Origin of the sequence: Paenibacillus kobensis NBRC 15729 (assembly GCF_004000825.1) — a bacterium.
Taxonomy (GTDB): Bacteria; Bacillota; Bacilli; order Paenibacillales; family Paenibacillaceae; genus Paenibacillus_T; species Paenibacillus_T kobensis.
The window spans coordinates 82,600-95,816 of sequence record NZ_BILZ01000018.1 but is presented as its reverse complement, the minus strand read 5'-3'; the positions used below and the strand labels follow the sequence as shown (position 1 = coordinate 95,816).

The following is a 13,217-nucleotide window of genomic DNA, read 5'->3' as shown; positions in this document are numbered from 1 at the left end:
CTCGCGTACGCGCCGGCAGGCGGCTCGTCGAGCCAAGCGAGCTCACCCGGCTCGCGCACGCCCCACGCCGCAAGCTCCAGCGCAAGCGGCGCCAAATCCGCTTCGAGCAGCTCCGGCGTACTCCGCGGCGCGAGCATCCGCTGCTCTTCCTCCGTCCACAGCCGGAAGCAAATGCCCGGAGCCGTACGTCCCGCACGGCCGCGCCGCTGATCGGCAGACGGCGCGGCGACGGGAACCGTCTCCAGTCTCGTCATGCCCGTTCTCGGCGAGAACTTCGGCACCCTCATCAACCCGCTGTCGATGACAACCCGCACGCCTTCCACGGTGAGCGACGATTCCGCGATCGACGTGGCAAGCACGATTTTGCGTTCGTCAGGGGCACACGGGCTAATCGCTTGCCCTTGCTCCTCGAGCGGCATGCTGCCATGCAGCAACGCGATCCGGACACCGTCACCAGCACCGACCCTTTGTTGCCGCAGCAGCCCTTCCACTCTGCGCATCTCCCGCATGCCCGGCAGGAAGACCAGCAAGTCTCCGTCGTGCCTAGCGAGCGCCGAGGAAACAGCCCGCGCCGTCCGCTCCTCGACCGATTCCGATCCTCGGACCGAAGCTGCAGTCAGGAGCCTCGCCGGCCGGTCAGCGTATACGGTCTCCACCGGATAAGCGCGGCCTTCGCTTTCGACGACTGGCGCATTGCCAAGCAAACGGGCAACAGGCGCCGCTTCCAAGGTAGCCGACATAACCAGCAGCCGCAAATCGTCTCGGAACAACGACTGCGCCTGCAAGCAGAGCGCAAGCCCAAGATCGCCGTGCAAATGCCTTTCGTGGAACTCGTCAAACAGAACAGCTCCTACCTCTTCGAGCGAAGGGTCGGACTGGAGCATTCGAGTCAATACACCTTCGGTTACGACCTCGATCCTCGTAGATGGTCCAACCTTCGTATCGAGCCGCACACGGTAACCAACCGTATCTCCTGGCTTCTCCCCCAGCAGCGATGCCATATGAGCAGCTGCCGAACGGGCTGCGAGCCTGCGCGGCTCCAGCATAATGATTTTGCGTCCATTCAACCACTCTTCCTGCAGCAACGCGAGCGGAACCCGCGTCGTCTTGCCTGCGCCCGGTGAAGCGACCAATACGGCGTTCGTCCGCGCCGACAGCGTCTGCCGAATTGCCGGCAGCACGTCGTCAATCGGTAATCGATTCAATTGCACTCTATCCTCTCTATTTCGCTGGCAATCTTGAAAATCGCCGTCTGTTTCCATTCTGGCTCGCCACGCTTGTCACTGCATCCGGCATCCTGCTGCTGCAACAGCACCAGCGCTTATGACACTTTTTGTGTCGTTACAGCACCGCTCCGGCCTTGCCCTACGCTATAACGACACTTTTTATGTCGTTACAGCACCGCTCTGGCCTCGCCAACGCTGTAACGACACTTTTTGTGTCGTTACAGCACCGCTCCGGCCTTCCCCAACGCTTTAACTACACTTTTTGTGTCGTTAAAGCACCGCTCTGGCCTCGCGCAACGCTCTAACGACACTTTTTGTGTCGTTACAACACCACTCCGGCCTTGCTCAACGCTCTAACGACACTTTTTGTGTCGTTACAGCACCTCTCCGGCCTTCACAACGCTCTAACGACACTTTTTGTGTCGTTAAAGCACCGCTCTGGCCTCGCGCAACGCTGTAACGACACTTTTTGTGTCGTTACAGCACCATACCGCACCGCTCCGCTCCGTGCAGTCAATCTATCTTACCGGTTCTCGTCCGGCTTCTTCAATCGGATCATTTGCTCCACCTGTCTGCCGTCCCCCGGCAGCGCCGCTTCGAACGCATGCAGCTGCGAAGAGCCGTCACCATCGAGAAAAATACCGTCTTGCATCGGACCGAAAGCCTCGATAATCGCACTCCGGAATTCGGCATTCGTCGTTTTCGTCTGCGAAACGATTAAATACAGCGTGCCTTCCTCGTTGTAAACGGCGGCGCTGCGAAGTCGGTCGTCGTCCGGGAACGGCGCCATTTCTTCCTCCATCTGATTGCGCCACGATTGATCGCCGGACAACGTCATGCTGATGCCGCCCTGCGCCCAATAATGGTTCCGGTCGGTCACGTTCAACTCTCCGGCGTTCGAGACGATCTGTACACTCAGCTTCTGGCTCATGCCGTCCCATACGAGCGTGCCTCGAGGCACCTTCGCATTCGCATAGCCCGAACCGTACTCGTTCGGTTTGCCTCCGACCGGCTGGTCGTTCACGACCGCAATGCTAAGCATGTCCCCATTATAAAAAAATCCGCCGTTCACCCCGTAATAAGGAGAAGCAGACACGTTGCCGCGCACCGCATCGAGCGTCACTTTCTGCGGCTCCGTCACAAGCGCATGCATCACGACGCCGCCCGCTTCTTTTCGTTCATATGTATATCCGTCGTAGAGCGGATGCCCGACTGCTTGATGCTTCGTCGAGCCCTGCGTCAGCCAGACGGCAATTCCGCTGGCGGCAAGCGACATCGATACCGCAACGATCACGATCGCGATAATGCCCGCCGCCCGGCCGCGCCGGTTCGGCTCTTTGTGTTCCGCCTCTGTATGGGATGCCGTATCCAACGTCTGTCTCACCGTCCTCTTGGTTAACTGCTAGTCGAACCAGCCCTTCCGCTTAAACCACATATACATCGAAATGCCGAGCATCGCCATCACGATTAAAACCGTCAAATACCCGTAGCGCCATTCCAACTCCGGCATCCGGGTGAAATTCATGCCATACAGTCCCGCAATAAACGTCAACGGCATAAAAATCGTCGTAATAACGGTCAATGTCTTCATTATTGCGTTCATCCGGTTCGAATTGTAGGAGATAATACTGTCCCGCAGATCGGCCGTCATCTCGCGGCTTGCTTCGATCACCTCAGTCAGCTTCAGCAAATGATCGTGAACGTCCGCATAGAAGGCGCGTTCCTCTTGCAAGCCTGCCAGCCTTTCCGAGCTGATCACCCGGTAGAGCAAATCCCGCATCGGGATGATCGTTTTGCGCATATGGAGAAGCTTCGCCCGGATCGAGAACAGATCGCTGAGCATCGAATTCCCGAAGCTTGACGAATCGGTTATTTCCTTCTCCGCGAGTTGATCGTCCAGCGCATACGCAGCCGGAAAATACCGGTCGACCAGCTCGTCCATCACGTGATAGGCCGCATGAAGCGGCGTCAGTCTCTTCGGATCGGTCGATGCGAACGTCTTGGCGACCGCGCATCCGATCTCAGGCGATTCATGCATATGGAAAGAAACAAGAAATTTCGAGTTAATAAATAAGTTCAATTCATGTACGAACAGCGTCTCCGGCTGAAGCGCATGCAGAACGAAGAAATGCGTGTCGCCGTAATGGTCCATTTTGGGCCGCTGCAGCTGATGAAGACAATCCTCGATCGCCAACGGGTGAAAATGAAACCAGGAATGAAGCAGCTCCGTCTCTTCCTCCGTCGGCTGGTCGAAATCGACCCAATACCACGCATAATCGTCGCCATTGTTCCGTATATCGTCCATCGTCAAATCGATTAATTTCTCGTTCCGTTTCGTAACGGCGAATATCGACAGCATCTGTACTTGTACCCTCCAGCATGTGAAAACGTTATCCGAATGCATCCATTGTATCATGGCGCCTTCAACATCGGTCAATCCTCAACTGCCATTAGCGGTCAGCCCTTGCTGCAGTTGCTTCCTTTTCCGCCGCCGTGCTAGAATATGGCTTGTCTTTCATCGTAACTATTACCTTCTATTAGCCAAAATGAATCGAACAGCGCCTTCCGCTTACGTTCGATCCGTCCGAGGTGATTCTATGAAGCGCGGCAGATTCGCACCTACGCCTTCCGGTTATATGCATATCGGCAACGCCCGCACCGCGCTGCTGTCTTGGCTGCAGATCCGCAGCGCGGACGGACAATTCGTCCTTCGCATCGAAGATATCGACAAGCCCCGCTCGAAGCCTCATTACGCCAAGCAAGCGGTTGACGACTTGCGCTGGCTCGGGCTCGATTGGGACGAAGGCCCCGATATCGGCGGCGATTATGCCCCATATGTGCAAAGCGAAAGAGAAGCTTCCTATGAAGCTGCGTTAGTTCAGCTCCAAGAGCGGGAGGTGCTGTACCCCTGCTATTGCAGCCGTGCCGATCTGCAAGCTATTGCAAGCGCGCCGCACGGCCTGACGGCCGAAGGGCCTGCTTATCCCGGTTCATGCCGCCATTTGACGGCGGAGGAACGTGCAGGCCGCGAGGCATTGAAGCAGCCTGCGCTCCGCTTCGCGTTGCCGGACCGGCCGATCGCGTTCCATGACGAAGCAGCCGGCGAGCAATCGTTCCCGGCCGGCGCAGGCGGCGATTTCGTCGTGAAACGGGCCGACGGCATCATCAGCTACCAGCTCGCCGTCGTCGTCGACGATGACGCCATGGGCATCACCGACGTGCTGCGCGGCTGGGATCTGCTCGACTCCACGCCTCGCCAGCTGCTGCTGTACGAGGCGCTCGGCATGGAGCCGCCCCGCTTCGCACATGTGCCGCTGCTGCTCGGCCCCGACGGTGCGCGCCTCGCGAAGCGGCACGGCGCCGTCTCGCTCGCATCCATCCGCGAGCGCGGCATCGCGCCTGAGCTCGTCGTAGGCTTGATGGCCGCATGGAGCGGCCTTCATGACCGCGCCGAGCCGATCGAGGCGGCCGAGCTTGTGCGCGGCTTCGACCTCTGCCGCGTCCCGCGTGAGCCTGTCGTCGTCGACGAGGCGGCGCTGCGAATGCTCGGCTCTGATGTAAGCTAACGTGCAGAAACAACAACAACTCCCGCGAAGTGTTGGATCACTGCGGGAGTTGTTGCTTGGGGCGTGCTGATTGTATTTTGTACAATGAAATCAAGCAGAAGTCTTCTATTTCTTCATCTCGTTGTAATTCATACAACGACATTTTGACACATTCGTCGATAGCCCCTTGATATCAGCAAATCGATCATTTGGGATTGTATGAAATACAACGAAACCTGACAATACACAGTATCGGCTTAATTTGATTGCACGATATACAATGAAGTGTTCGAAAAAAGTAAATCTATCGCGATACAAGTTTCAACTCTATGTCTGACGATTCTTATGCGCTAATATCATCCATCAGACCATCGCTAAGCAAGCCCTTATTTATATCTCTAATTACGGTTATGTAACTATTTGTCTGTGAGAAATATTTGGCGCAGAACAATAACCATGCAGAATTAAATTCTATTTCAGTATTCTTACTTACGAATTCTGAAGCTCTAAGAGCCATTCAAAATCCCTACTCTCCTGTTATACTTTACTCTTGTTCGTACCCTATCTTCGGAACTTTACACTTCTGTGTTTCAAAAGGGTATTGTTGTTTTCTAACTAAATCACCAAACGACTCCCTGCCTAAATAGTTTTTTGCGCTCTCCTCCTTTTCATTATTATCTATTAATTGGAAGGGATCATCGGATAGATACGTTATCATACCGTTAGATTGGTTCGTCACATCAATCCATGGAAATACTCGCAAACGTTCTTCACCGAAGAAATCGATATAGAGCGGACCAAAGTAGTTGCACCAGAATATACCTGGCATACGGTCTTCAAGTCTCCCTGTTACATGTTGTCTTAAATATGACGTTTCATGCGAGATAAATCCGTAATCCGCTAGAAATAAAGAAATACATTCTTGAAACTCCTGATCAATCTCAAATCTATTTCTTCTAAAAATCGTATCATGGAATAGAAATGAAAATGTATTAAATACCCTCAAAGGTGATACCCACCACATTGCCTCGAAGTAAAAAGCAGGCTTCATACCTTTTCCAGATATATTTCCGAAAAGTCCATCCTCATTACTCTTCCACAGTGATAATGCCACTTCATTGGTATATTTTAATCGAAGTGGTTCCGAAGGCCCGACTCGATCAGGAGCGAATTTGTTGCGTTCAAGTATTTGAAAGAATTTACTTCCAATTTCCTTGCTATCCATTCTGGCTCGAGTATATAAATGAATCTTCATGTTATACATTTGGTAAGCCTCCTAAACAGGACAGATTGGAATAGTGCTTCCCCCTAACCTTCCCTACTTTCACCATTCGATCTCTCCACGTGAAATTACCTTCTATGTGCTTCCGCAGCCTCTTTCGCAGCTTCTTCCACACGCATTGCAATTCCGCTCAACGATCCGAAGCCCCAGAATATGCCGTACACCAGCACATATTCGCTCAACTTCCCTGCAAGCAGCAGCACAAGAAATAGCAGTGCCGCGCCGCCCTGTACGTAAACCATCATTTGACGAAGGTATAGAGGAATAGCGAACGAAACGGCGGATAAACCGACGAGCAGCAACCATTCAAGCATCTTTTTGCCCCCTCATGAGATGTGCACTTATCTAAGCTCCTCATTGAAGTTCCTGACATTTTTTTTCGACAAAACACTCTCGACTCCTGCTGTACCTATCCAATCCCATTTCTTCTATAAGGGTATTATTGTAAAATGATAGGATGACGAATAACAAGGAGGCACAACGCAGAATGAAACCGATAAGAAATTCAGCCAAAGCCATAATTATCGAGGACGGTAAAGTTTTATTAACGAAAAATCAAGATGATAACGGCTTCTTCTACCTGTTCCCTGGCGGCGGGCAGGAGCAAGGCGAGCAGCTGTCAGATGCTGTCTATCGAGAATGTATAGAAGAAATCGGTCAACAAGTTGTTGTTGGCGATTTGATTTATGTACGAGAATATATTGGCAAAAATCACGAGTTTGCAGCATGGGACTCGGAGATCCACCAAGTCGAGTTTTACTTTAAATGCTCGTTAAAGACGAATAATGCCACCTTTGACAACGGCTGCAATCCCGATTCCCGATTCGAATCAGGTAGGTGTAGAGTGGATTGACATTCAACATCTGGAAGAAATTAGATTATACCCGAAGTCGGCCGGCACGCTGATCAAGGACAATCGATTCGATTTGCGTTATCTCGGCGATGTGAATTGAATAGATCCATTCTTAATACGTATCTAGAAGGACTGATAGAATGAATTCAAATCCGACCCACCATTCCCCTAACCATATTCAACATATAGCCGTATCATCGAGAACGCTGATTCCTAAGCAAACGACTCATTACGTTATGCGCTCCCGACTCATGAACAAGCTGTCCGATATTCAGCGGGTCAAATTAACGATTATCGCAGCATCAGCAGGCTTCGGCAAAACATCGCTCGCAGCGGAATGGGCCCGTCATCGCACCGAATCGACCGTGTGGTTATCCTTAGAAGCCAAAGATAATGACCCGCTTCGCTTCTGGGCAAGCATCGTTCTGTCCGTCACCGCGAAGGTGCCGATTCAACTGCCAACCGACCTCCTCATCCAATCGATTCGGGAAGGCTCGATCGATGTGGCGGTTTCTTTGCTGTTGGACGAGCTGCAGCGCAGTTCGGAGCCTCTTGCTTTTATCTTGGACGATTATCATTTGATAACGGACGAGAACATTCATGAAAGCCTCTTCTCATTCATTACCTACCTTCCCGCGCAGCATCACCTGGTCATCCTGAGCCGGACGATTCCGCCTTTCCCTTTGGCGCGCTTACGGGCACAACAGGAGCTTCTTGAAGTGAATAGCGACGACCTTCGCTTTAACTTAGCCGAAATCCAGCATTTGCAAGCGCTATCGCTTCGCCCCCCTCTCACGATTGGTGAATTGTCATTATTAGAGCATAAGACGGAAGGCTGGGTCGCGGGGATCATCCTTGCCTTGTTATCATTAACCGAGAAGAAGGACCGCACTGCTTTTATGGCTTCATTCAGCGGCAACCATCGCCACATTTTCGATTATTTGATCGATGAAGTGTTATCCCAACAGCCGGAGGAGAAACAATCGTTCCTGCTTAGGACTTCCATTCTGCATTCCTTCAGTGCTTCTCTAGCGGAAGCTGTACATGACGTACCCCGTGCTTCCCAGCATCTGGCGGACATCGAGCTTGCGCAGCTTTTCCTTATTCCTTTGGACGAAACAAGGACTTGGTATCGGTACCATCATTTATTCGCCGAGATGCTGCAAGCTCGGCTGTACAAGAAAGAAAGTGCTCAAGCCCGCGCAGAGCTGCATCGAAGAGCTTCCAGATGGTATGAGCAAGCCAACATGATCATCGAATCGGTCCATCATTCTCTCGAAGCCGAGGAGTATGCCGATGCCGCAGCCCGGATGGTGAAGCATTTTAACTATTTTATCGATCAAGGGGAAGATTCAACGTTGCTGGGCTGGCTTGATTCGATGCCGATGGAATATCAGATTGGGCACGCCGACTTATTTTATTTTCAAGCGGGTTCCATGGCGGTGTCCGGACAGCTGGAGCAAGCGAACCGTTTTCTGGATAAGGCGGAGCACTTTATGAACCGGGATCATGCTCTGACGGATGAGGAACAACGGATTTTTCAGATGAAAATGAATCTGTACCGCGCTTCGGTCGCTTACTACCAAGGAGATATCGACTCGTTCCTTGCGATATTGGACACCAATCTGGAAGCATTAGAACGATTCGCCTCGATCGTCAAAGTCATTAATACAACGGAAGCGCTCCTGTATCGCGGTCCGATCGGCTTTGGCGGACGCTTGAAGAAAATGGCCTATCTCTCACTGAAGGTATCCTCCTCCGAGCAGAGAAGAGCTATGCTCCATTACACGCTGCAGGGCCACGGGTTTATTTTCTTATCGGATCTGTATTACGAGTGGAACCGGCTGGAGGAAGCTTATGAACAGGCTGAGAAGGCGTTGGCCAGTCATGAGGTGTCGAGACACATCAGCGTGTGGGTCACCGGGATCGTTGTCAAATCCAAAATCTATAAAGCGACCGGTAAAGCAGCGGATGCCGAACAAATCCTTCAATCCGGGTTGCATGAAGTGAAGTTACTCCAAGCGCCTCGATGGGAACGGCTGCTGGAAGCGGCATATATTCGGCTTAAGCTCTCGCTCGGCTCGAGCGATGCCGGTGACCGCTGGTTGGCGAAGCATCATCTTAGCACGACGGATAATCCTCATGTGACTCGAGAGTATGAGCAGATTACATTAGCAAAAATTCTGATGGCTCAACAGGACTACGTTCAAGCTATCCCATGGCTTCATCGGCTTCTTGGCGAAGCTAAGAGAACGGACCGGATCGGCAGTCAGCTCGAAATCCTTCTCCTGCTAGCGCAAGCCTACGATGCTCAAAATGACATCGCACAAGCTTGGGATAGCCTTGAACTCGCGTTAAGCATAGCGGCATCAGAAGGATATATTCGTATATTTCTAGACGAAGGCCTTACGATGGCGCAATTGCTTCTCCGTTGGAAAGATCAAGTTCCGACCGCTATGCGGGGTACCGAATATGAGTATGCAAGTCAGTTGCTCGATCTATTTCGAAGCGAGTTAACTAAGGATGAGGGACAGAACCGGAATCCGTTATCGACATTGGACGTTCATTTCACCAACCGGGAGCTTGAGCTGCTGTCGTACATCGTCCAAGGATACTCGAACGAGGAGATCGCGAGCGAGCTCATTATCTCTCCAGGCACAGTGAAGCGGTATATTCATCACATCTATCAGAAGCTCGATGTTCGTAACCGGGTGCAGGCGGTGGCGAGGATTAAAGAACATCATCTCATATGAACAAACGCCATAGACGTCATGAGGGGCTAAAAGCAACTTTGGTTGCTATACTTCGGAAATTCGGAGGTGATATATTACTTGCGAAGCGAGTGATCTAACAATTGAGGAGGAATTCATATGACACAAGTATCTGTAACGGTTAAAAATCACAATGCTCCGATTATCATTTATTTCTCGTTGGACTGGGACGGAGGCGGACACGAAGAAACGAACCGTTACTACGAGAACCAATCCAAAACCTTAACAGCAGACGTTCCGGAGGGCTCGAATGTCACGGTAACGATTTATAAAATGATCGAACCTTTGCCTGTAAGCTGGGGAGACCTCTTTGAGCAGTCGTATTCGTTGAGCAGCCTCCCCTCCTGCTTCGAGGTTACGGGGCTTGGGGATGTAAGTACTTGTTAGAGTTGAGTGGTACTAGGAGAACCGTCGGTGGGCGGTTCTTTTTTATTAGGCATATAGTGGTGGTTATAGGTCACGACATTGCAGATCGTACTTCGCTATCTTCTATGAATGGTACAATCATCAATTACCTATACTTTTTAAATACTCATATCACTAAATTACTTATCAGTTCCGTAAATGAATGGGCAACAATATCATAGGAACCAATTATTCTTCCGTGCCTATCAAAGTAACTATCGTAGCATCTTGCTAACCTACTACTCCAGAGATCAATAGTTATATATTCGCCACCATACTCTCCAATAATATACCAGTTGGAAGAGAAGTATCATACTCGCATAGTATCAAACTAACTCATGGTTATATTATTTAGCAGCCTAAAAGTGTCCAAGTAATTCGAAGCCTGAACAACGCTGCCCTGTGGGCATTAAAAAGATGACTCCTGATGAACTCAGAAGTCATCTCATAGTTGCTCAAGACTGTCGATAATCTACGGATTATCAGAATCCCATAATTCCGTAAACAAAAATCCTTTCAAATTGTTTTGTATCACTCGATCTCGAAAAGCATCCGAAACTAATGCAAAGCCCTTGGTTTCATTAATATTTTTGAAAATATGCTTGTCCTGTATTTCTTCGATTCTAAAAGCATACTTCTCGAATCTCCAAATCGTACCATCATCGAACTTTACAGGAACTGCTAGTTGATAATCGATGCAGTCTAGAACTTGAAGTATGTTTACTACATAGTAGTCATTGTTATCGTAATCTAGTTCTAATAATTCAACTTTATCTGAAAGTAGATCCTGTAATATATTAATTGCTCTTCTATTAAAGACAGGAACACCAGCAAAGAATGCTTGCATATCACCTTCTTGTAGTTCCTCGCGAATCTTAACCCGCATAGGAACCCAGCGATTTTTCATTGGTAAACCGTTAAATGAATTAATATCAATGAGAACATTTACATCTCGCTCATTTACTTCTGTAAAATTATTATAGTTATTCGCATCCGCTTGTAATTTCCATATTTTCATATAATCACTCTCCTATTTTGGAAAAGTTCCGTTTAATAATCGACTTTCAATATCAGCAAGAATTTGAACTGCTTGGCTAGGGTTAGTGGCATTACTTAACTCATTCTCGACTGTTTGAAAATATAAATTCGTATGAAGAGACGGATGATAAGCAGCATTTCCTGTTCCCTGGACAGTAGGAAGGAATACACCATTAGCTGCTGAATTCAGTCCAATTCCAAACTGTGCAAGTATGGCTTGAGCGCGGGCTGCTCTCGGATCGTTATATGCAACTATATGATGTGCCGCATTTGGATAGCTCGGTACAACCTTTCCTGCCTTTATCATATTTGCTCTTAGAATTCTTGAAGGTGAAGCTTCTTGAACCGTAGGACCGCTATTAATAACTGGTTGTTGACTAACAGTTACCTTCTGCTCAACTTTTGGTTGCTGACTAACCGTTGGTTTTTGTTGAGCAACTGGTTGCTGACTCACCGTAGGCTTTTGCTGAGCAACTGGTTGTTGACTAACTACTGGTTTCTGTTCAACTTTCGGTTGCTGAACTACGGTTGGCTCATTAATTTTTTCATTGATTTGGGCAGCGGCAATTGCTCCGCCAATCTCAATAGCTCCAACTATTACAGGTACAATAAGTGGTAGTAAGAAAGCAAAATGGCCTGTCGGGTCGGAATAAATCAATGGATTATTATCCACATACGTAAAAAAATTCAAACTCAGCGGATTCTTTATCTGCCCTTCATACGTATCCTAGTTTATAAAGCGTTCAATTTCCAATAAAGAGGACGGTGATTGTTTCTATACAATCGCCGCCCGTTATGATGATTATATCATGCCGCATTGTTACTGGATACTACTGGGATTTTATACTCTGCTTTGGTTTTCATCAGGTAGTAGATGACATTGACCAGTTTTCGCATGATACAAACGATAGCTTGTTGCTTCGTCTTTCCTGCCGCCATCTTCTGCTCGTAATAAGCATGGAAGTACGGATTTCTCGGCTCTTTCTTTGTACGTGTAACGGCAATTTGCCGGATTGCCAAGGCTTTAAAGGTGTCATGCAGTTCCCGATTTCCTTGCTTGCTCTTATAGTTTCGATGCTTGTTCCCTGAACCTACAGCGATAGGAGCAATTCCGGCGAATCATGCCCATTTGTCCGGCGATGCAAAACGGTGTATGTCTCCTATCTCTGCAACTAACTCCGCCGCTGTAACAAGTTCTATGCCCGTCATCGTCTCTAACCTAAAGCCTAGCTGTTTCATCAGGCTTTCGATTTCTCGCTCAATACGGGTCAATTCTCGCTCGTAGAATCGGACGTTACGGACAAGTCCTCTGACGATAAAATCCCGTTTCTCTTGAAAATCTCGGCTTGTATCGCCATCCTCGGCTATAAGTGTTAATATCTGCTCAGCCTTCTTCGTGGATAAAGCATAGTTGCTCAGCTTTTGAAGATACGTTGCCAATTCCTCCACCTCCACGCCAGATAATCGGGATGGAGAGGGATACTTATGCCAAAAGGCTAACGCTGTTTTGCCATCTACTTCGGAAAAGAACTTCTTATAGCTTGGATAATGGTAGCCCAACTGCTGATGAAGCCGTTTAACCATCCCTGTAAGGCTCTTGGCCTGCCATTTCCGTTGCGTCACAAGCTGACTAATTGCCCAATACAGGTCAATGGGCTTTGCATCCGGCAGATTTGGCAATTCATCTCGTAATACCTTCGCCACGCATTCCGCATCCCACGAATCGGATTTCTGTATCGTGACGTGGCTCTTACGTCTGTTATTTGCCAGTTTCGCATTGACTTCTTTTACCCAACAGCCTTTCTCTGTTAGATGTACTGCCAATGCTCTGCCGAAGCCGCCCACATCTTCTAATCCGTAGACAACCGACATTCCCCTTTTCATGTGCTTCTTGACTTCCTTCTCAAGCTGAGGGAACGCTGTCGGCTTATTGTCGAACTTGATTTCACCTAGCTTCTGATTCCAACAGTCGATGATGACGGCTGTATGATGCTGTTTGTGAAGGTCAACCCCCACGTAGACGAGTTTATCTGGCTGAAACATGAATTCTGTCACTCCCTGTTGTTAGATTGGATGATTACGGATAGGTTAGAATTA

General features: G+C 49.3%; 11 protein-coding genes and 2 pseudogenes. 4 read left to right on the top strand and 9 right to left on the bottom strand.

Annotation, left to right across the window (positions count from 1 at the left end; translation table 11 throughout):
* From hrpB to corA, 3 genes are all read right to left on the bottom strand, one after another.
* On the bottom strand, nucleotides 1–1,205 hold a 1,205-nt coding region (gene hrpB, locus PKO01S_RS12880), incomplete at its 3' end, for an ATP-dependent helicase HrpB (protein WP_127531751.1).
* 544 nt (nucleotides 1,206–1,749) lie between these two features.
* On the bottom strand, nucleotides 1,750–2,610 hold the full coding sequence (locus PKO01S_RS12875; RefSeq protein WP_127531750.1) for a hypothetical protein: 861 nt from the start codon (nucleotides 2,608–2,610) through the stop codon (nucleotides 1,750–1,752).
* 18 nt (nucleotides 2,611–2,628) lie between these two features.
* A complete protein-coding gene (gene corA / locus PKO01S_RS12870) occupies nucleotides 2,629–3,585 on the bottom strand; it encodes a magnesium/cobalt transporter CorA (RefSeq protein ID WP_127531749.1) in 957 nt (318 codons plus the stop codon).
* 238 nt (nucleotides 3,586–3,823) lie between these two features.
* Here corA and gluQRS point away from each other — a divergent pair, with 238 nt between their 5' ends.
* Complete coding sequence (gluQRS, locus tag PKO01S_RS12865; protein ID WP_127531748.1) at nucleotides 3,824–4,792, top strand: tRNA glutamyl-Q(34) synthetase GluQRS; 969 nt, start codon at nucleotides 3,824–3,826, stop codon at nucleotides 4,790–4,792.
* A 523-nt stretch (nucleotides 4,793–5,315) separates the two neighbouring features.
* On the opposite strand, the gene PKO01S_RS12860 is transcribed toward gluQRS, so the two are convergent.
* Both PKO01S_RS12860 and PKO01S_RS12855 read right to left on the bottom strand, forming a co-directional pair.
* Complete coding sequence (locus PKO01S_RS12860; protein WP_127531747.1) at nucleotides 5,316–6,035, bottom strand: hypothetical protein; 720 nt, start codon at nucleotides 6,033–6,035, stop codon at nucleotides 5,316–5,318.
* An 86-nt stretch (nucleotides 6,036–6,121) separates the two neighbouring features.
* Nucleotides 6,122–6,367, bottom strand: a complete 246-nt coding sequence (locus tag PKO01S_RS12855) for a hypothetical protein (RefSeq protein ID WP_127531746.1) — start codon at nucleotides 6,365–6,367, stop codon at nucleotides 6,122–6,124.
* Between the two features lie 173 nt (nucleotides 6,368–6,540).
* Between PKO01S_RS12855 and PKO01S_RS12850 the strand changes: the two genes are divergently transcribed.
* From PKO01S_RS12850 to PKO01S_RS12840, 3 genes are all read left to right on the top strand, one after another.
* Nucleotides 6,541–6,906 carry an NUDIX domain-containing protein gene (locus PKO01S_RS12850; protein WP_246070554.1) on the top strand — a complete coding sequence of 122 codons (366 nt, stop codon included), beginning with the start codon at nucleotides 6,541–6,543 and terminating at the stop codon, nucleotides 6,904–6,906.
* Nucleotides 6,907–7,046: 140 nt separating this feature from the next.
* Nucleotides 7,047–9,659 (top strand): LuxR C-terminal-related transcriptional regulator, encoded by a 2,613-nt coding sequence (locus PKO01S_RS12845; protein WP_127531745.1) that lies wholly within the window; start codon nucleotides 7,047–7,049, stop codon nucleotides 9,657–9,659.
* A 117-nt stretch (nucleotides 9,660–9,776) separates the two neighbouring features.
* Entirely contained in the window at nucleotides 9,777–10,064 is a 288-nt protein-coding gene (locus tag PKO01S_RS12840; protein ID WP_127531744.1) for a hypothetical protein, read from the top strand.
* Between the two features lie 151 nt (nucleotides 10,065–10,215).
* Here PKO01S_RS12840 and PKO01S_RS29345 read toward each other — a convergent pair.
* From PKO01S_RS29345 to PKO01S_RS12820, 4 genes and pseudogenes are all read right to left on the bottom strand, one after another.
* Nucleotides 10,216–10,386: pseudogene (locus PKO01S_RS29345) on the bottom strand (SMI1/KNR4 family protein); the annotation flags it as partial.
* 168 nt (nucleotides 10,387–10,554) lie between these two features.
* On the bottom strand, nucleotides 10,555–11,100 hold the full coding sequence (locus tag PKO01S_RS12830; RefSeq protein WP_127531743.1) for an imm11 family protein: 546 nt from the start codon (nucleotides 11,098–11,100) through the stop codon (nucleotides 10,555–10,557).
* Between the two features lie 12 nt (nucleotides 11,101–11,112).
* Entirely contained in the window at nucleotides 11,113–11,778 is a 666-nt protein-coding gene (locus PKO01S_RS12825) for an AHH domain-containing protein (protein WP_127531742.1), read from the bottom strand.
* 149 nt (nucleotides 11,779–11,927) lie between these two features.
* Nucleotides 11,928–13,163, bottom strand: a pseudogene (locus PKO01S_RS12820) (IS110 family RNA-guided transposase).
* Between the last annotated feature and the right edge of the window lie 54 nt (nucleotides 13,164–13,217).

Excerpts from the sequence above, each read along its gene's own strand:
- PKO01S_RS12855 (WP_127531746.1), bottom strand. The coding sequence starts at position 6,367 with ATGCTTGAATGGTTGCTGCTCGTCGGTTTATCCGCCGTTTCGTTCGCT.
- corA (WP_127531749.1), bottom strand. The coding sequence starts at position 3,585 with ATGCTGTCGATATTCGCCGTTACGAAACGGAACGAGAAATTAATCGAT.
- PKO01S_RS12830 (WP_127531743.1), bottom strand. The coding sequence starts at position 11,100 with ATGAAAATATGGAAATTACAAGCGGATGCGAATAACTATAATAATTTT.
- PKO01S_RS12860 (WP_127531747.1), bottom strand. The coding sequence starts at position 6,035 with ATGTATAACATGAAGATTCATTTATATACTCGAGCCAGAATGGATAGC.
- PKO01S_RS12850 (WP_246070554.1), top strand. The coding sequence starts at position 6,541 with ATGAAACCGATAAGAAATTCAGCCAAAGCCATAATTATCGAGGACGGT.
- PKO01S_RS12845 (WP_127531745.1), top strand. The coding sequence starts at position 7,047 with ATGAATTCAAATCCGACCCACCATTCCCCTAACCATATTCAACATATA.
- PKO01S_RS12840 (WP_127531744.1), top strand. The coding sequence starts at position 9,777 with ATGACACAAGTATCTGTAACGGTTAAAAATCACAATGCTCCGATTATC.
- gluQRS (WP_127531748.1), top strand. The coding sequence starts at position 3,824 with ATGAAGCGCGGCAGATTCGCACCTACGCCTTCCGGTTATATGCATATC.